A 17833-nucleotide genomic window follows, 5' to 3' on the forward strand; every position below is an offset into this window, starting at 1 on the left:
GGAGGAGAGACCTTGTCATCGGGCACCGCGGCAGACTGTGCACAGAGGCTGTGCACGGGGTGCCTCGCGTCAGGACGCGAGCACCTCGTCGAGGAGGGCCTCGGCCTTGTCCTCGTTCGTGTTCTCAGCGAGCGCGAGCTCGCTCACCAGGATCTGGCGTGCCTTCGCGAGCATGCGCTTCTCACCCGCGGAGAGCCCGCGCTCGCGCTCACGACGCCACAGGTCACGCACCACTTCGGCGACCTTGATGACATCGCCAGAAGCGAGCTTCTCCAGATTTGCCTTGTAGCGCCGGGACCAGTTCGTCGGCTCTTCTGCATACGGTGCGCGGAGCACCTCGAAGACCCGGTCCAGCCCGTCCTGGCCGACTACGTCGCGAACGCCGACGAACTCCGCATTGTCCGCAGGCACACGAACCGTCAGGTCGCCCTGGGCGACCTTGAGCACCAAGTAGGTCTTGTCCACGCCTTTGATCTGACGAGTCTCAATGGCCTCGATCAGCGCGGCCCCGTGATGGGGATAGACCACGGTGTCGCCAACCTTGAACGTCATGTGACAGGTACCCCTTCCGTGGCTATCCAGGGTAACACGAGAACTGACTGTTATGAATGGCGTTTTCGCAGGTCAGGGCACATCTCGGGGCTTGACAACACCGACAGGAACGTGCTGCGGAAGGCTTGCGGAAGGGGGTATTCGCAGGTCGGGGGCGCTACGCGGACCAGGCGAAAGGGCCACGCTACACCTGCCCGGCACCCCCATCAGTGTGACGTACGTCCCGTTTTGCCGGTTTTCGCGTCGGGAAACCGAACTACTCCGTTCGACTGGCCGCCGCCCGTGCGCAGCGGGTTCCGGCCCAATCCCGAATTGATCACGAAGTGGTGTTCGGGAGAATCCCGGAAATTGATCACCGGGCATCCGGCGCACGATATGCGAGCGCCGGATGATCGGCGCGGCGGAGAGCACGGCGAAGAGCGCGCGGAACGGCAGTAGGAACGGCATGCGGAATGCAAGATCGCGGGGCACCCGCAGGGCGGCGGCTGCGCTGCGGAGGGTCGGGTGCGGGGGCGGGGCGGCGGCTCGGTAACCTAAGCGCGCTGACACACCCTTAGAGCGGCTTTACCCCGGCCGTTCCGAGCGTCCACCCGCCCCTTCCGTTCGTCCAAGGAGATGCCGCCGCCGTGAGCCGCAGCCTTCGACGCGGCGCCCTCGCCGCCACTGCCGTCGTGTTCTCGATCGCCTCGCTGGCCGCGTGCGGTGCGGGCAACGACGCGCAGACCCTCCAGATCAAGCCGGACAACGCCGCCGCCTCCAAGGGCCCGATCGAGGTCCAGAACGCACTGGTGATCACCCAGGGCCAGAAGGGCGAGAAGGGCCCCGCGGTCGTTTCGGCGACGCTCTTCAACAACGGCACCGCGGCGGAGACCCTTGACAGCATCACCCTCCCGGGTGGCAAGGGCAAGGTCACGCTGAAGCCGGCCGAAGGCTCCGGCAAGGTCACCGTGCCGGCCCTCGGCTCCGTGGTGATCGGCGGCAAGGGCAACGCCTCCGCCGTGATCGAGAACGGGGCCGCGAGCGTCCGCGACGGCGAAGTGCAGAAGGTCGCCTTCCAGCTGAGCAGCACGGGCGGCATCGAGCTGGAGGCCTTCGTGGTCCCCAACACCGGCATGTACGCGCCCTTCGGCCCGACCGTGGCCCCGGCCGCCACCCCGGCCGCCGGCTCCACCCCGTCCGGCACCCCCTCCGGCTCGCCGTCGGGCTCCCCGTCCGGCGCGGCCACCGGTGCCGCCTCGGGCAGCCCGTCCGGGTCCCCCTCGGGCAGCGCCGCCGGCACGCCGTCGGGTTCCGCCTCGCACGCCGCGGGCCACTGAGCCCGAAGGCGGCGTAGCGCCGTACACGTACGCATACGGGAAGGGCCCCCGGCCGCATCAGCGGCCGGGGGCCCTTCCCGTACTGCCGGGAGGCCTTCGGTTTACGGCTCGAGCCCCTTCCGCGGCTTACGGCTCGAACTTGTAGCCCAGGCCGCGGACCGTCACCAGGTAGCGCGGCGCGCCCGGGTCCGGCTCGATCTTGGCGCGGAGGCGCTTGACGTGGACGTCGAGGGTCTTGGTGTCACCGACGTAGTCGGCGCCCCAGACCCGGTCGATCAGCTGCATGCGGGTCAGTACCCGGCCCGCGTTGCGCAGCAGCATCTCCAGCAGGTCGAACTCCTTCAGCGGGAGGTCCACCTTGCCGCCGGCGACGGTGACCACGTGGCGGTCGACGTCCATCCGTACGGGGCCGGCCTCCAGCGCGGCCGGGGTGACCTCCTCCGGCTCGCCGCGGCGGCGCAGGACCGCGCGGATGCGGGCGACCAGCTCCCGCGAGGAGAAGGGCTTGGTGACGTAGTCGTCTGCTCCTATCTCCAGCCCGACGACCTTGTCGATCTCGCTGTCCTTGGCGGTCACCATGATCACGGGAACGTTGGAGCGGCCGCGCAGCTGCCGGCAGACCTCCGTGCCGGGCAGGCCGGGAAGCATCAGGTCGAGGAGGACGAGGTCGGCGCCGTTGCGCTCGAACTCGTCCAGCCCGTCGGGCCCGGTCGCGGCGATGGCGACCTCGAAGCCCTCCTTGCGGAGCATGTACGACAGGGCGTCGCTGAAGGATTCCTCATCCTCGACGACGAGCACTCGGGTCACGGAAGGACCTCCGGGGCAGGAATGGCTGGTGCGGTTCTGGTTCAGGCAGGGGTGGGGTGGGTGTGGGGGGCGGGCGCCGGGGCCGGCGCGGCCGCTTCGGGGAGTCGCAGGGTGAAGGTGGAACCCTGGCCCTCCGAGCTCCAGACCGACACCTCCCCGCCGTGCGAGGCCGCCACGTGCTTCACGATCGCAAGGCCGAGGCCCGTTCCTCCCGTGGCACGGGAGCGGGCCGGGTCTACGCGGTAGAAGCGCTCGAAGATGCGCTCGCGGTCCTTTTCCGGGATGCCAATGCCCTGGTCGGTCACGGCGATCTCGATCAAGTCTCCCCCAGGTGCCGCCACCCTGCGCCCGGCTATGCCGACGCGGGTGCGGGCGGGGCTGTAGTTGACGGCGTTCTCGACCAGATTTCCGAGGGCGGCCGCGAGCTGTCCGCGGTTGCCCCATACCCGCAGGTCGGCGGTGCCGCCCGCGGCCATGGTGATCTGCTTCGAGGACGCCGTGTGGCGGCAGCGGTCGATGGCCTCGGCGACGAGCGTGTCCACGCGCACGGGCTCGGCGTCCTCCAGCGGGTCGTCGTTCTGTACCCGGGAGAGGTCGATGAGCTCCTGCACGAGGTTGATCAGCCGGGTGGCCTCGATCTGCATGCGGCCCGCGAAGCGGCTGACCGCCTCGGGGTCGTCCGCGGCGTCCATGACGGCTTCGGACAGCAGGGAGATCGCCCCGACCGGGGTCTTCAGCTCGTGCGACACGTTGGCCACGAAGTCGCGGCGTACGGCCTCGATGCGGCGCGCCTCGGTGAGGTCCTCGACCAGGAGGAGCACCAGGCGCGAGCCGAGCGGGGCGACGCGCGCCGAGACCGCGAGGGCCTCGCCGCGGCCGGTGCCGCGCCGGGGCAGGTCCAGCTCCACCTGGCGTATCTCCCCGTCGCGCCGGGTGTCACGGGCCATGTGGAGCATGGGCTCGACGGCGAGCTTGCCGCCGCGGACCAGGCCGAGGGCGTACGCCGCCGAGCTGGCCTTGACCACCGCGTCGCCCTCGTCCAGTACGACGGCGGAGGAGCGGAGCACGGAGAGGACGGTGTCCACGCCGGGCGGGAGCACCGCATTGATGTCGGGGCGCATGGAGCTCCGGGTGGGGCGGGCCTGGTCGCGCTCGCTCCAGCGGAACGCCAGCATCGCGATCACGCCGGTGCAAAGACCGGCGATCGCTGCAGCTGCGGCGACCGCCGCGTTCACGTCCATGGATCCAGGTTAAGCAGGCCCGACGACACTTCCACAGCCGTTCGGGTGGCACCTCGAACAGTCGTCGCCCAGAGTTCACCCTGGCGACGGGGTTGATTCACTTGTGATGCCGGAGTCGGACGCGTTTGCGGCTCACCGTGTCAACGTGGGGCCAAAGGCCGCCCCGGCCCGCCCCGGGCAGTACAGCAGTAGTAGGTCGAGAGAGGGACACGAGACATGCGCGACGCGTACCACGAGGAACTGGACTCGATCGGAGAAGGCCTGGTCGAGATGGCCCGGCTCGTCGGTTCCGCGATCGGGCGGGCCACGACGTCCATGCTCGACGCCGACCTGAAGCTCGCCGAGAGCGTCATCGCCGCCGACCAGAAGGTCGACGACCTCCAGCACGACCTGGAGGCGCGCGCCATCGCCCTGCTGGCCCGCCAGCAGCCGGTCGCCACCGACCTGCGCATCGTCGTCACCTCGCTGCGCATGAGCGCCGACCTGGAGCGCAGCGGCGACCTGGCCCAGCACGTGGCGAAGCTCGCCCGGCTGCGCTTCCCGGACACGGCGGTCCCGCGGGACCTGCACGCCACCATCCTGGAGATGGGTCAGCTGGCGCAGCGCCTGATGGCGAAGGCCGCCGAGGTGATCATCACGAAGGACGTCGACCTCGCCCTCCAGCTGGAGCAGGACGACGACGAGATGGACCAGCTGCACCGCACGCTGTTCCAGCACCTGATGGACGACCGCTGGAAGCACGGCATCGAGACGGCGGTGGACGTGACGCTGCTGGGCCGCTACTACGAGCGCTTCGCCGACCACGCGGTGTCGGTGGCCAAGCGCGTCGTCTACCTGGTGACGGGTGAGCACGCGGACGACCTCCAGCAGCCGACCCAGGTCGACGGCGTCTGACCCCCGGGGCACGCCGAGCCCCAATGCGCCGTTGACGCGCCGGTGGCACTGGGCATGAATGAGGCGAAGGCAGTACGACTCCCTGTACACCGCCTGCGAGGAGGAACCATGCCCGATTCCCCCGTCCCCATCACCCCGGAGCAGGAGCAGCCGCAGAGGCCTGAGCCGCTGCGCCTCCCGCTGCTCGCAGCATGCGGCTGCGGCTCGGGCTGCGGCTGCGGCTGCCAGTCCGGCGCCCCGTGCCAGTGCGGCGGCTGACCGCCGCCGTCACCGGCTCCACGCACACGAAGGGCCCCGTCCGAGTTCCCTCGGCCGGGGCCCTTCTTGCGTGCCCGGGGCGAGACCGCGATGCGCGTGGCGAACGCCGGCGGGGGCGGCGGGGGTGCGGGACTCAGGGCCGGGGGTGCAGCGGCACGGGCAGCCGGTCGAGCACGATGCCGAACCCGGTGCGGTAGGCGGCCCGTACCTCCTCGTCGGTCGCCAGCTCCTCCTCCGCGCGGTTCCCGTCCGCGGACGTGGCGATGAGGGTGTGGTCCCGCAGCGTGATCCGGCCTCCGTCCTCGGTGAGCCGGGAGCAGACCGGGCCCTTGGTGAAGCCGGACTCCGGACTGGTGCGGTGCCACCAGGCGCCGGTGCGGAAGTCGGCGAGCACGCGGGGACGGGTCTCCAGCCGGTACACCGGCACCCCGTCGTGCAGCACCTCGAGGTCGCCGCCGCCCTCCTCCTCGTCCCCGTCCCCGTCCTCCTCCTCGTCCCGGGCCGGCCGGACCTGGAACACCCCGCGCGGATCCTTCTGCTCCCCCGGCTCGTCCAGGTCGAGCGGGAGTGCGGTGTGGTCCCCGAAGCCCACGTCCGCGAGCCAGCGCCCGTCGACGCGCAGCGCGAGGTGGTCGTACGGAACGCCCAGCGCGCCGTCCTTGCCGTACACCCGGGCCTGGAGGAGCTCCACCCGGTGGCCGAGGGCGCCCAGCAACGCGGCGAATCCGCCGTTCAGTTCGTAGCAGATGCCACCGCGCCCGGCGGTCACGATCTTGTCGAAGACGGCGTCCGGGGTGAGCACGAGGTCCTCGCCCAGGTGGATCGACAGGTTCTCGAACGGCACGGTGCGCAGGTGGCACAGGTGCAGCTCGCGCAGCGAGGCGGCCGTGGGCCGGTCGGGGCGCGCCGCCCCCAGGCGGCGCAGGTAGGCGTCGGTGCGGGCGGTGCCGAGAGGTTCCATGTCCGCCACTCTTCCCACCGCGGGCCCGCCGCGCCATGCGCCATTGGACCTAGGTCGCCGCCCGGCCCGATACCCGGGTGATCGCCCGCGCGCTGCTCTGTAGGCTGTGCGCGAGCTCATGCTGAGCGCGTTCAAAAGCTAAAAATCGGGGGGTTCGGTGCGCAATCGCCGACTCGTAATGTCCGCTGCCGCCATCGTCGCGGCAAGCATCGGTCTCATACCCGGCACGGCTCAGGCCGCTGATCCGGTCAAGCCCGCCACACAGGCGGCGGGAGCACCCGCCGCCAACGGCGCGCAGCTGAACCTCTTCATGAGCGCCCGGGTGTCGTCGGCGCACGGCTTCGAGCTGACGACTTCGCTCAACAGGGCCGCCCCGCCGCTGGACACCACCATCGAGTGGGGCGACGGGACCACGGAGACGGTGACGGCCTCCGGTGCCTGGGAGACGCGGACCAAGCACGCCTACAAGGAGCTCGGCGAGTACACGATCAAGGCCACGGTCGTCGATCCGGCACTCGGAACGAGTGACACCAAGGAGGTCCGGGTCAAGACGGCGGGCTCGGAGTTCACCCCGTACGGTCCCACCCGCCTGCTGGACACCCGTAGCGGCACGGGCACCGTCAAGGGCAAGGTCAACGGGTACTCGTCGACCCGCGTGAAGATCGCGGGGAACGGCGGCATCCCCACCGGGGTCACCGCCGTCGCGCTCAACGTGACCGCGGCCAACACCACCAGTGCCGGGCACGTCAGCGTCTTCGGCTCCGGCAACACGCGGCCGACCGCATCGAACATCAACTTCGAGGCCGGTCAGACCGTCCCGAACCTGGTGATCGCGCAGGTCGGCGCGGACGGCTACGTCGAGCTGTACAACGGCGGCTGGGAGCCGGTCGATCTGATCGCGGACGTCACCGGCTACTTCGGCCAGCAGGAGGCCAGCGGGTACACCCCGCAGGCGCCGGCCCGGGTCGTCGACACCCGCAACGGGACCGGCACGCAGCCCGGTCCGGTCGCCGGCCAGGGGTCCTTCACGGTCAAGGTGGCCCAACCGGGCGCCACCGCCGTCGCGCTGAACGTGACGGTCACCAACCCGCAGGAGGCCGGTCACCTGACCGTCCACCCGGCCGGGCAGGCGGCGCCGGCCACGTCGAACGTGAACTTCACCGCCGGCCAGACCGTCGCCAACTCGGTGATCGTGCCCGTCGGCAAGAACGGCGAGATCACCGTCCGCAACGGCGCCTGGGCCCCGTCCGACGTCATCGTGGAGCTGGTCGGCACGTACGGCACCACGAGCGCCGGCGCCTACGTACCGGTCGCGCCCGTCCGGCAGATCGACACGCGCGAGAGCTGGTCCAAGGGGCCGTGGCCCGCCCGCGAGTACCTCTGGCAGGCCTTCTCGGTGGAGCAGGAGGCCTGGGTGCTGAACACCACGGTCACCAACACGCGCGGCGCGGGCTTCCTCTCGGTCGCACCGGACTACAACTCCACCGGCGACTACACCAACGGGACCGCCGGCTCCCCGGCACGTCCGCTGTCCTCCACCCTGAACTGGACGGCGGGCAAGACCGTCGCCAACCTGGTTCAGGCGCGCGCCGGTGACTTCGGCATCGTCGACTTCTGGAACCAGGGCTGGGACCGCGCCGACCTGATCGTCGACATCTTCGGCTACTACGACAACGAGTGACCGAGCAGCACGAAAGCCCCTGACCAGGAGCCGCGAGCACGCCACCGCGCGGGAGCACGGCATGCACGCCCTGCGCCACTTCTACGCATCCGTGCTGGGGGCGGGTCCGGCCGGACGGGGGGGGCGGGCGGGGCTGAACGGGGGACCGGTGGGGTGGGGAGGTAACCGGGGGGGACGGGCGGGGCGTTCCCCGCGCATGAGGCTGAATCGAACCTCGCTCGTCGGCGCTCTCGCCGGCGCCGTCCTGTCCTCGGCGGTGCGCCCGCCCAGGCCGCCGACAACCCGCTGCTCTCGCTCCTCGACAACCTCAACAACCGGCCACGGCGGCCGTCACGCCGCCGGGTCAGCACGAGGGCCCTGCCCGGAATCTCCGGGCAGGGCCCTGCTCCGCGCACGCACTTCGGTCAGCCGCCGCTCTGGCACGGCGCGGGCCCAGGGTGGACCCGGGGCATGAGAATGCCTCCCACCGGCGCCATATGCGCAGGTGGGAGGCATGATCACAAACTTACTTCTTCTTGCCCTGGTTCTTGACGGCCTCGATGGCGGCCGCGGCCGCGTCCGGGTCGAGGTAGGTGCCGCCCGGCTTGAGGGGCTTGAAGTCGGCGTCCAGCTCGTAGACGAGCGGGATGCCGGTCGGGATGTTCAGGCCCGTGATGTCGGCGTCCGAGATGCCGTCGAGGTGCTTGACCAGACCGCGCAGGGAGTTGCCGTGCGCGGCGACCAGCACCGTGCGGCCGGCCAGCAGGTCCGGGACGATGCCGTCGTACCAGTACGGCAGCATGCGCTCGACGACGTCCTTGAGGCACTCGGTGCGCGGACGCAGCTCGTTCGGGATCGACGCGTAGCGCGGGTCCTCGGACTGCGAGAACTCCGTACCGTCCTCGAGGACCGGCGGCGGGGTGTCGTACGAGCGGCGCCACAGCATGAACTGCTCCTCGCCGAACTCGGCGAGGGTCTGCGCCTTGTCCTTGCCCTGGAGCGCACCGTAGTGGCGCTCGTTCAGGCGCCAGGAGCGGTGCACCGGGATCCAGTGGCGGTCCGCCGCCTCGAGGGCGAGCTGCGCGGTGCGGATCGCGCGCTTCTGCAGGGAGGTGTGCAGGACATCGGGCAGCAGGCCGGCGTCCTTCAGCAGCTCACCGCCGCGGACCGCCTCCTTCTCGCCCTTCTCGGTGAGGTTGACGTCCACCCAGCCGGTGAACAGGTTCTTCGCGTTCCAGTCGCTCTCGCCGTGGCGGAGGAGGATCAGCTTGTACGGTGCGTCGGCCATGCGTACGAGCCTAATGGACGGGCGGGGGCGCTCGCGCGCGAGGCGGGGTCCTGCCGATTGACGTCGCGCGTCAATCCAGTGGCGCCCGGGGGCCCGTCACTCGTAATGTGCCCACTGCTCAAGTGACGCTTACACCTCCGGGGGGATTCCTTATGTCCGCTGCCAGTCTGAGACGGGCCGCCCGGGAGAGCGTCTCGGGTCTGCCCCGCGCGTTCTGGTGGCTCTGGACGAGCACGCTGGTCAACCGGCTCGGGGCCTTCGTCGCCACCTTCATGACCTTGTACCTGACCCTGGACCGGGGCTATTCGGCCTCCTTCGCGGGACTCGTGGTCGCCCTCCACGGCCTCGGCGGTGTCGTCTCCTCGCTCGTCGCGGGCGTGATGACCGACCGGCTGGGGCGGCGCCCCACGCTGCTGGCGGCCCAGGCCTCCACCGCGTTCTCGGTGGCACTGCTCGGCTTCATGGAGCACCCGGCGGCGATCGCCGCGGTGGCCATGCTCGTCGGCATGACCTCGAACGCGTCCCGGCCGGCGGTCGCGGCGATGATGGCGGACATCGTCCGCCCGGAGGACCGCGTACGGGCCTTCGCGCTCAACTACTGGGCCATCAACCTCGGCTTCGCCGTCAGCGCCACGGCGGCGGGGGTGATAGCGGAGTACAGCTACCTGGCCGGCTTCCTGGGCGAGGCGGCGCTGACGCTGACGTGCGCGGTGCTCGTGTACGTGAAGCTGCCCGAGTCCCGGCCCGAAGGCGGGCCCGGCTCGCCCGCCGGCACCGGCAAGACGGCCGGGGGCGCGACCGGGGCGGAACCGGCGATCGGGCTCGGGAGCGTGCTGCGGGACGGGCGGTTCATGAGCGTGGTCGGGCTGTCGTTCCTGATCTCGCTGATCTTCACGCAGGGCTCGGTGGGCCTGCCGGTCGCGATGGGCGCCGCCGGGTTCTCCCCCGGCGACTACGGGCTGGTCATCGCCGTGAACGGGCTGCTGATCGTGCTGCTGCAGATACCGGTCACGGCGTTCATCGAGCGCCGCGACCCGCAGAAGCTGCTGGTGGTCTCGGCGCTGCTGGCCGGGTACGGGTTCGCGCTGACGGCCTTCGCCGGGCCGGTGTGGGCGTACGCGCTGACGGTGTGCGTGTGGACGCTGGCGGAGATCGTGAACTCGCCGACCCAGATGGGCCTGGTCGTGCGGCTGTCGCCGGTGCACGGGCGCGGCCGGTACCAGGGGGTCTACAACCTGTCCTGGGCGGTGGCCTCGCTGGTGGCGCCGCTGATGGCGGGCTTCGTGATCGACCGGTACGGGGCGGATTGGCTCTGGGGGGCGACGGGTGTGCTGGGGACGGTGGCGGCGGGGGGGTACTGGCTCCTGATGCGGAACCTCTCCGAGGGTGATGCGGGGGTGGGCGCGGCCGTGGCCGGTGGTGCTCCCGCACCGAGGTCCAAGCCTCTGCCGGCCGACGCCGAGGCCTGACGCGGCTGCGCCGCTGCTGGGGCTCCGCCCCAGGCCCTCCCCCAGACTCCGTCCGGGGGGGGACCCCCACGCCTCAAACGCCGGCGGGGCTGGACTACGACGGCTGCGTCAAGTGTTTGAAGGCGTCCAGGTTGAAGGTCGGTTCGCCGCGGGAGACGCGCCATTCGTACTCGCGGCGGATCGCGCTCGCGAAGCCCAGTTCCAGCAGGGTGTTGAAGGAGCCGTCGGCCGCCTCCAGGACCGTGCCGAGGAGGCGGTCCAGTTCCTCGGCGGTGACGACCGACAGCGGGAGCCTGGCCGTCAGGTAGATGTCGCCGAGGCGGTCGACCGCGTACGCCATCCCGAACAGCTTGAGGTTGCGCTCCAGCAGCCAGCGGTGGACGCCCGCCTCGTTCTCGTCGGGGTGGCGGATCACGAAGGCGTTCACCGAGAGGGAGTGCTTTCCGATCCGGAGCGAGCAGGTGGTGCTCAGCTTGCGGGTGCCGGGGAGCTGGACGACGTACGAGCCCGGCGCGGGGCTCTCCCAGCTCAGCTCGGCGCCGTTGAGCGCGCTTTCGATGGTCGCGGCGGTGTCAGCGTCAGCCATGGTGGGAGCGTACGCGACGGCGGTGATCATGCATGGCCGCCGTGTAGACGTCGGCCGTGCCGCTCGCCGCCGTGTCCCAGCCGAAGAACTGCGCGTGGCGCGCCGCGTCGGCGCCCATCCGGTCGGCGAGCCCGGGCTCGTCCACGAAGCGCCGCAGCTCCCGCGCGTAGTCCACCGGGTCGTGCCCGGGTACGAGGATCCCCGTGACCCCGTCGTTGACGGCGACGGGCAGTCCGCCGACCTCGGCGGCGAGCACCGGCGTACCCGCCGCCTGGGCCTCTATCGCGACGAGCCCGAAGGACTCGCTGTACGAGGGCATGACCAGGACGGACGCGGCCCGGAACCAGTCCGCGAGCCCGTCCTGCGCCACCGGCGGGTGGAAGTGCACGAGGTCGGCGATGCCGAGCTTCGCGGCGAGCTTCTGCAGGCCCTCCGGCTTGGCGAGGCCGCTGCCGCTGGGGCCGCCGACGACGGGGACGAAGAGGCGGCGGCGCAGCGAAGGGTCCCGGTCGACCAGGACGGCGACGGCGCGCAGCAGGATGTCGGGGGCCTTCAGCGGCTGGATCCGCCCGGCGAAGAGCGGGATGACGGCGTCCTGCGGCAGGCCGAGGCGGGCGCGGGCGGCGGCCCGGCCGTCGCCGACCGTGAAGCGGTCGAGGTTCACGCCGGGGTGGACGACGGCCACCTTGCCGGGGTCGGCCTCGTAGTGCCGGACGAGCTCGTCGGCCTCCTCGGCGGTGTTCGCGATGAGCCGGTCGGCGGCGGCCACGATCTGGGTCTCGCCGATGACGCGGGCGGCGGGTTCGGGGGTGTCGCCCTCGGCGAGCGCCGCGTTCTTGACCTTGGCCATGGTGTGCATGGCGTGGACGAGGGGCACGCCCCAGCGTTCGGCGGCGAGCCAGCCCACGTGGCCGGAGAGCCAGTAGTGGGAGTGGACGAGGTCGTAGTAGCCGGGGCGGTGGCCGGCCCAGGCCTGCATCACGCCGTGGGTGAAGGCGCACAGCTGGGCCGGCAGCTCCTCCTTGGCGAGGCCCTCGTACGGGCCCGCGTCCACGTGCCGTACGAGGACTCCGGGGGCCAGCTCGACCACGGGCGGCAGCCCGCCGGTGGTGGCCCGGGTGAAGATCTCGACCTCGATGTTGATCGCGGCGAGCCGCTTGGCCAGCTCGACGATGTAGACGTTCATCCCGCCGGCGTCGCCGGTGCCGGGCTGGTGCAGCGGCGAGGTGTGCACGCTGAGCATGGCCACGCGGCGCGGCTTGCGGTGGTGGCCGACGGCCGGCAGGCGCAGGCGCGGCGGCTCGTGACGGGTGGCGCGGGCGGCGGCGAGACGGCCACTGAGGCTGCCGCCGAGGCGGGACACGTACTGGCTCAAGGGAGCAGTTCCTCTCGGCTCGGACGGTGCGCGCACGAAACGCTCGGACGGCGGGCGGGCGGACTGACGGACGGCAGGGCCGACGGCGTGACTGGATGGCATGCCGACGAGGGCGCGGGAGGCGCCCTGCAAGGAGTGCAACCCGGATGGCGGTCCCCCGCATTCCGGGGTCTCCGGTTTTCCTTGCGCTTTCCCCGTTTTTCTCGGGGCACCGCCGGGTTTTCATCCGGCGCGGACACTCCCCTTACCCTCGGCTCATGGCCTCCCGCACCACCCCTCCCACCAGCCGCGCGCCCGGTCGCGCCGCCGGCCGCCCCGTGGGCTCGGTGACGCGCGGGACGACGAATCCGAACCGGTTGCGCCGGATGGACCGCTGGATCGCGGCCGCGCACGGGGCCGCGCTGCGGCGCGCGGAGGCGCCGGTCGCGGTCGACCTCGGCTACGGGGCCGCGCCGTGGACCGCGGTCGAGCTGCTGGCGCGGCTGCGGGAGGCGGCGCCGCGGGTGCGGGTGGTCGGCATCGAGATCGAGCCGGCGCGGGTGGCGGCGGCGAAGCCGTACGAGCAGGAGGGGCTGAGCTTCCGGCACGGCGGCTTCGAGGTTCCGCTGGACGGCGGGGCGCGCCCGGCGCTGATCCGCGCGGCGAACGTCTTGCGCCAGTACGACGAGGAGCAGGTCGCGGAGGTGTGGGCGCGGCTGTGCGCGCGGCTGGCCCCGGACGGGCTGCTGGTGGAGGGGACCTGCGACGAGATCGGGCGGCGGCACGTGTGGGTGGCACTGGGCCCGGAGGGGCCGCGCACGGTGACGTTCGCGACCCGGCTCGGCTCCCTGGAGCGCCCCTCGGACCTGGCGGAGCGGCTGCCGAAGGCGCTGATCCACCGGAACGTGCCGGGCGAGCCGGTGCACGCGTTCCTGCGCGACTTCGACCGGGCGTGGGCGGCGGCGGCCCCGTACGCCTCCTACGGGGCGCGGCAGCGCTGGATCCGCACGGCGCGGGCGCTGGCCGTCGACTGGCCGCTGGCGGACGGGCCGGGGCGGTGGCGGCAGGGGGAACTGACGTTGCACTGGGAGGCGTTGCGTCCGGTGGGGTGAATGCGGTGCGGTGGGGAACCGGGGGTGCGGGCGGGCCGTTGGTCCGTGAGGGGCGGGACACGGCGTCCGTTGGGGCGGACAAGATCGGAAAGACATCCACAAGGGTGTCGGAATTCACCGACTCGTGGCACCATCCCGATGGCAGTGGGAAGTTACTGATGAATAGTCAGATCTGATACGAGGTCTGACCCGGGTGCCTGGGGGGACCATGGGGGCCGTAAGGCGACGACGTGGCGCAAGCTCGCTCGTGCTGCTGTGCGCGATGGCGATACTGACCGCGCCGGGTCTCGCGACGGGCATGGCGTACGCGGCACCGGCCGCGCCGGCTGCGCCTGCCACGCCGGGCGCGCCCACTCCGCCCGCCACACCTCCCTCTCCCGGGAATCCCGCCGCTCCGCCGACCGGGCCGGGCGGGAAGTCCCTCGAACAGGTCCGCAAGGACATCGAGGAGCTCTACCGGCAGGCGGGCACCGCCACGGACGCCTACAACCTCGCCGAGGCCGAGACCAAGACCCAGTCGGAGAAGATCGTCGAGATCGCGAACCTGGTCGTCGCCGGCCAGGAGCGGATCACCACCCTCAAGAGCCGTGCGGGCGCGGCCGCCCGCGCCCAGTACCGCTCGGGCGGGCTGCCGCCGGGCGCGCAGCTGGCGCTGAGCGACAGCCCGAGCCAGTTCCTCGACGGGGCGGGCCGGCTGCGGCAGGGCGAGAAGGCCACCTCGGACCTCCTCTCCGAACTGGGCCGGACCCAGAGCGACTTGCAGCGCTACGCCCAGGAGGCGAGTGACCGCTGGAAGGTGCTGGAGGCCAACCGGGTCAAGCAGGAGGACTCGAAGAAGCAGATCGAGGAGAAGATCAAGGCGGCGGAGGAGCTGGAGAGCAAGCTGGAGGCCGAGGAGAAGGCCCGGCTGATCCAGCTGGAGCAGGAAGCCCAGTACAAGGCGCAGACGGCGTGGCTGTCGACGGGCGCGATGAAGGACGTCAACGGCAAGGCGACGGACGCCGGCAAGCGGGCCGTGCAGTTCGCCACGGCGCAGATAGGCAAGCCGTACCGCTGGGGCGCCGTGGGCCCGGCCTCGTTCGACTGCTCCGGGCTGACCTCGCAGGCCTGGCTGGCGGCGGGCCGCGGCATCCCGCGCACCTCGCAGGAGCAGCTGCGGCTGCTCCCGAAGGTCGCGCTCAAGGACATGCGCCCCGGCGACCTGATCATCTACTTCGACGACGCGAGCCACGTCGGCATGTACGTCGGCGACGGCGCGATGGTCCACGCCCCGCGCCCCGGCCGCAACGTGACGATGGCGGGCGCGGGCTCGATGCCGATCAAGGCCGTGGTCCGCCCCGACGCGTAGCCCCTCACGGGGAGCCGAACTGTTCCCCCGGGCCTAAGCCCCGGCCCCCGGGCCGGCCCGCGCCCGAGAGAACGGGGCTCCGCCCCGGACCCTGGTCCTCAAACGCCGGACGGGCTGAGAATCCAGCCTCGCCTGGGGGCACCTCCCAGCGGTAGCTGGGGGAGTTTGAGGCGTGGGGCCCGGGCGGGGATCCGAGGGAGCGTCCGGTGCGGAGCCCCTGGTGAAACAGAGGGGTTCCGGCGGCCGTCGGGCGCGGGGAGGCAACCAAGAGGGTGTGTCGCACGTCTCGTTAGGCGGGACGGATCGCGACCCCGGCCGTGACCTTTGTCATCCAGTGAGGACGTTTTTCCCCCGCGATAACGGCATATGCCGGAGGCCTCGGCGAAGAACGGCATTCCGCTCGCCGGGCCGGGACCGCTAGGGTCTGCCGGACGAGCGCACCCTCGGGGGGAGGGAAGGAACCGGAGACGATGTCCGTACCCGTACCGCGGCAGAGGGACACCCCGGCCACGGAGGGCGGTCAGGGCGTTCTGCACACCGCCGCACCGCCCGCCGCCACCGCAACCGCCACCGCCACCGCCGTCGCGCAAGCGACTCCGCAGGCGGCTCCGCAAGCGACCCCTCACACGATCCCGCTGACCCTCCTGGTTATCGAGGACGACCCGGCCGGCGGCCTCACCGTCCCCGAGATCCTCGACGCCGACGGCCACCGCATCCGGCTCCGCACCGCCCGCAACCTCACCGAGGCCGAGCGGCTGCTCACCCCCGACGTGCACTGCATCCTCCTCGACCTGTCCCTCCCGGACGCCAGCGCCCGCATGCCGGGAGTACCGGCGGCGGGAGCCGCCGGCGCCGCCACGGCCACCGCCGTGGACCAGCTGGCCGCCCTCCGCCAGGTGCTGCGCATCGCGCCCCGGCACGCCGTCCTCGTCCTCACCGGCGAGGACGACGCCGAGCGCGCCGCCGAGGCCGTCCGCGTCGGCGCCCAGGACTTCCTCTTCCGGGACGAGCTGGACGGCCGGCTGCTGAGCCGCGCCATCCGCTACGCCGTGGAGAGAAAACGGGCCGACATCGCCCAGTACAAGCTTGCAGAATCGAAACTGCGCGCCCAGGAGAACGCCCGCCTCGAACGCGGTCTGCTCCCCACACCGCTCCTGGAGGGCTCCGACCTCCGTTTCGCCGCCCGTTACCGCCCAGGCCGCAGCCGGGCCCTCCTCGGCGGCGACTTCTACGACACCGTTCGCACCCCCGACGGCACCGTCCACGCCATGATCGGCGACGTCTGCGGCCACGGGCCCGACGAAGCGGCCCTCGGCGTCGAGCTCCGCATCGCGTGGCGTGCCCTGACGCTGGCCGGCCTCTGCGGTGACGACCTGCTGTCCACCCTCCAGGAGGTGCTGGAGGTGGAGCGGCCGCACGAGGAGATCTTCGCGACGCTCTGCACGGTCGACATCGCCCCGGACGGCCGCCGCGCGGGCCTGTGCCTGGCCGGCCACCCGGCCCCGCTGATCTCCCGGCCGGGCCGCCGCGCGCGACTGCTCCCGTACGAGAACAGCGGCCCGGCCCTCGGTCTGCTGCCCCGGGCCCGCTGGCCGCGCCGCCAGGTCGAGCTCGGCGGCACCTGGAGCCTGATGCTCTACACCGACGGCCTGATCGAGGGCAGGATCGGTGAGGGCAAGGAGCGGCTGGGCCAGGACGGCATGGTCGAGATGATCAACCGCCACCTGGACCGCGGGCTGAGCGGCGAAGCCCTGCTGGAGGCCTCCGTCACCGAGGCCCGCCGTCTCAACGGCGGCGAGCTCACCGACGACGTGGCCGTGGTCCTGCTCTCCCGCGCCGAGGGCTGATCGCCGGGCTCGGACCGCAGGGCTGACCACCGGGCTCGTACCGCCGGGCGGGGAGCCCGGCGAGCCCGGGAGCGGGGTCGGCGCCCGCCGGGGCTACCGCCCGCCGTTGTAGGGCCCGTACGGGCCGTCGCTGCTGCTTCCGCCGCGCCGGCCGCCGCGACCGCCGCCCGAGACCTGCTTGAGGGCGGGGCGCACGTCGACGAAGAACACGATGCTCGCGACGAGACCGGCGATCTGCAGGAAGAGCATCCCCAGGAACACGTCCACCACGACGGTGATGCCGAGGATGACCAGCCAGAAGGTCTTGGTCTGCTTGTCGGCCGCCCGGTACGCGTCCTCGCGCGCCAGCAGCGCGAACACGAAGGCCGCGACGGCGAGCAACAGCATGGCGTACCCGAACAGCGGGAGCACGCCCCGATCGAACCCGTCCATCAACATCGCTTCGACCGCCTTCTCATGCCTCTGCTTCGCACTTCCGATGCCGCCCGACTCCACGCTACCGGCACGGGCGCCCTCACGAACTTCAACGGGCCGGGCCCCTGAAGGGTGCCCGGCCCGTCGTCGCTCATGCCGTTCCGGTTCAGCTCGCGCCGTCCGCCGTGACGGCGGCCTTCTTGGCCGAGGTCCTGCGCGCGGTGGGCTTCTTCGCGGCGGGCTTCTCCTCGGCGGCGGCCTCGGCCACGGGCTCGGACCCGGCGGCCGGCTCGGCCGCGGCCTCCGGCTGGGGCTCGACGGCCACGGCGATGTCGACGATCTCCTCGGAGAACTCGCCCCGCCAGGTCCGCACGGCCTGCTCGCCGTGCTCGGCGACCTTGTCGTACGTCTCCTTGGCGCGCACCGCGTACTCCGCGGCCACGCCCACGCCGCGCAGCGCCAGGTCCTGGGCGGTCTCCCCGAGCTTCTTCGGGTCGATGGCGCCGAACACCTCGGCGACCTTGGCGGTGAGCGCCTCCTGCACGGCCTTCGGGTCCGTGTTCTTCACGGCCTCGATGCGCGCGGGGGCCTCGGCGCGCAGCTGCTCGATCAGCTCGGGGACCTTCTTGGCCTGCTGCACGGCGAGGTCGGCCGTGCCGGCGGCGAAGTAGAGGGGGGTGGGGTCGGTGAGGGTCTTCTTCAGGTCATCGGCGATGGCCATGTGCT

The 17833-nt window shown here is 71.9% G+C and carries 17 protein-coding genes; 8 read left to right on the forward strand and 9 right to left on the reverse strand.

What is annotated here, in order from left to right; translation table 11 throughout:
• Positions 1-69: 69 nt before the first annotated feature.
• Positions 70-552, reverse strand: coding sequence for a CarD family transcriptional regulator (locus ACIPYQ_RS17220; RefSeq protein WP_003953493.1), 483 nt, complete (start codon positions 550-552; stop codon positions 70-72).
• Between the two features lie 626 nt (positions 553-1178).
• Between ACIPYQ_RS17220 and ACIPYQ_RS17225 the strand changes: the two genes are divergently transcribed.
• A complete protein-coding gene (locus ACIPYQ_RS17225) occupies positions 1179-1868 on the forward strand; it encodes a DUF461 domain-containing protein (protein WP_401251698.1) in 690 nt (229 codons plus the stop codon).
• 126 nt (positions 1869-1994) lie between these two features.
• Here ACIPYQ_RS17225 and ACIPYQ_RS17230 read toward each other — a convergent pair whose 3' ends face one another.
• Together ACIPYQ_RS17230 and ACIPYQ_RS17235 are read right to left on the reverse strand one after the other, a co-directional pair.
• Entirely contained in the window at positions 1995-2675 is a 681-nt protein-coding gene (locus ACIPYQ_RS17230) for a response regulator transcription factor (protein ID WP_030387286.1), read from the reverse strand.
• Between the two features lie 41 nt (positions 2676-2716).
• Entirely contained in the window at positions 2717-3916 is a 1200-nt protein-coding gene (locus tag ACIPYQ_RS17235) for an ATP-binding protein (RefSeq protein ID WP_362233142.1), read from the reverse strand.
• Positions 3917-4132: 216 nt separating this feature from the next.
• Here ACIPYQ_RS17235 and phoU point away from each other — a divergent pair, with 216 nt between their 5' ends.
• Together phoU and ACIPYQ_RS17245 are read left to right on the forward strand one after the other, a co-directional pair.
• On the forward strand, positions 4133-4810 hold the full coding sequence (gene phoU / locus ACIPYQ_RS17240) for a phosphate signaling complex protein PhoU (RefSeq protein WP_030387284.1): 678 nt from the start codon (positions 4133-4135) through the stop codon (positions 4808-4810).
• A 108-nt stretch (positions 4811-4918) separates the two neighbouring features.
• Positions 4919-5068, forward strand: a complete 150-nt coding sequence (locus ACIPYQ_RS17245; RefSeq protein ID WP_281203644.1) for a hypothetical protein — start codon at positions 4919-4921, stop codon at positions 5066-5068.
• Positions 5069-5201: 133 nt separating this feature from the next.
• Here ACIPYQ_RS17245 and ACIPYQ_RS17250 read toward each other — a convergent pair whose 3' ends face one another.
• Complete coding sequence (locus ACIPYQ_RS17250; RefSeq protein ID WP_401251703.1) at positions 5202-6029, reverse strand: arylamine N-acetyltransferase; 828 nt, start codon at positions 6027-6029, stop codon at positions 5202-5204.
• Between the two features lie 178 nt (positions 6030-6207).
• Between ACIPYQ_RS17250 and ACIPYQ_RS17255 the strand changes: the two genes are divergently transcribed.
• The gene (locus tag ACIPYQ_RS17255) at positions 6208-7710 is read left to right on the forward strand and encodes a hypothetical protein (RefSeq protein ID WP_401251705.1); all 1503 of its coding nucleotides are present in this window, start codon (positions 6208-6210) and stop codon (positions 7708-7710) included.
• A gap of 505 nt (positions 7711-8215) precedes the next feature.
• Here ACIPYQ_RS17255 and ACIPYQ_RS17260 read toward each other — a convergent pair.
• On the reverse strand, positions 8216-8977 hold the full coding sequence (locus tag ACIPYQ_RS17260; RefSeq protein ID WP_319724882.1) for a phosphoglyceromutase: 762 nt from the start codon (positions 8975-8977) through the stop codon (positions 8216-8218).
• Between the two features lie 152 nt (positions 8978-9129).
• On the opposite strand from ACIPYQ_RS17260, the gene ACIPYQ_RS17265 reads away from it, so the two are divergent.
• Positions 9130-10446, forward strand: coding sequence for an MDR family MFS transporter (locus tag ACIPYQ_RS17265; protein WP_401251708.1), 1317 nt, complete (start codon positions 9130-9132; stop codon positions 10444-10446).
• 94 nt (positions 10447-10540) lie between these two features.
• On the opposite strand, the gene ACIPYQ_RS17270 is transcribed toward ACIPYQ_RS17265, so the two are convergent.
• Both ACIPYQ_RS17270 and mshA read right to left on the reverse strand, forming a co-directional pair.
• The gene (locus tag ACIPYQ_RS17270; RefSeq protein ID WP_401251711.1) at positions 10541-11032 is read right to left on the reverse strand and encodes a YbjN domain-containing protein; all 492 of its coding nucleotides are present in this window, start codon (positions 11030-11032) and stop codon (positions 10541-10543) included.
• A complete protein-coding gene (gene mshA, locus ACIPYQ_RS17275) occupies positions 11025-12407 on the reverse strand; it encodes a D-inositol-3-phosphate glycosyltransferase (protein ID WP_401251714.1) in 1383 nt (460 codons plus the stop codon). Before mshA ends, ACIPYQ_RS17270 begins: the two co-directional genes overlap by 8 nt.
• Positions 12408-12664: 257 nt before the next feature.
• On the opposite strand from mshA, the gene ACIPYQ_RS17280 reads away from it, so the two are divergent.
• The 3 genes from ACIPYQ_RS17280 to ACIPYQ_RS17290 all read left to right on the forward strand — a co-directional run bounded on the left by ACIPYQ_RS17280 (position 12665) and on the right by ACIPYQ_RS17290 (position 16693).
• Positions 12665-13498 (forward strand): class I SAM-dependent methyltransferase, encoded by an 834-nt coding sequence (locus ACIPYQ_RS17280; protein WP_401251717.1) that lies wholly within the window; start codon positions 12665-12667, stop codon positions 13496-13498.
• Positions 13499-13706: 208 nt separating this feature from the next.
• Positions 13707-14846 (forward strand): NlpC/P60 family protein, encoded by a 1140-nt coding sequence (locus ACIPYQ_RS17285; RefSeq protein ID WP_361753205.1) that lies wholly within the window; start codon positions 13707-13709, stop codon positions 14844-14846.
• 470 nt (positions 14847-15316) lie between these two features.
• Complete coding sequence (locus tag ACIPYQ_RS17290; protein ID WP_401251720.1) at positions 15317-16693, forward strand: PP2C family protein-serine/threonine phosphatase; 1377 nt, start codon at positions 15317-15319, stop codon at positions 16691-16693.
• A gap of 93 nt (positions 16694-16786) precedes the next feature.
• Here ACIPYQ_RS17290 and ACIPYQ_RS17295 read toward each other — a convergent pair whose 3' ends face one another.
• Positions 16787-17131 (reverse strand): DUF2516 family protein, encoded by a 345-nt coding sequence (locus ACIPYQ_RS17295; protein WP_361753201.1) that lies wholly within the window; start codon positions 17129-17131, stop codon positions 16787-16789.
• A gap of 142 nt (positions 17132-17273) precedes the next feature.
• A complete protein-coding gene (locus ACIPYQ_RS17300; RefSeq protein WP_401251723.1) occupies positions 17274-17828 on the reverse strand; it encodes a hypothetical protein in 555 nt (184 codons plus the stop codon).
• Positions 17829-17833: the final 5 nt, after the last annotated feature.

Origin of the sequence: Streptomyces sp. NPDC090045 (assembly GCF_044747975.1) — a bacterium.
Lineage (GTDB): Bacteria > Actinomycetota > Actinomycetes > Streptomycetales > Streptomycetaceae > Streptomyces.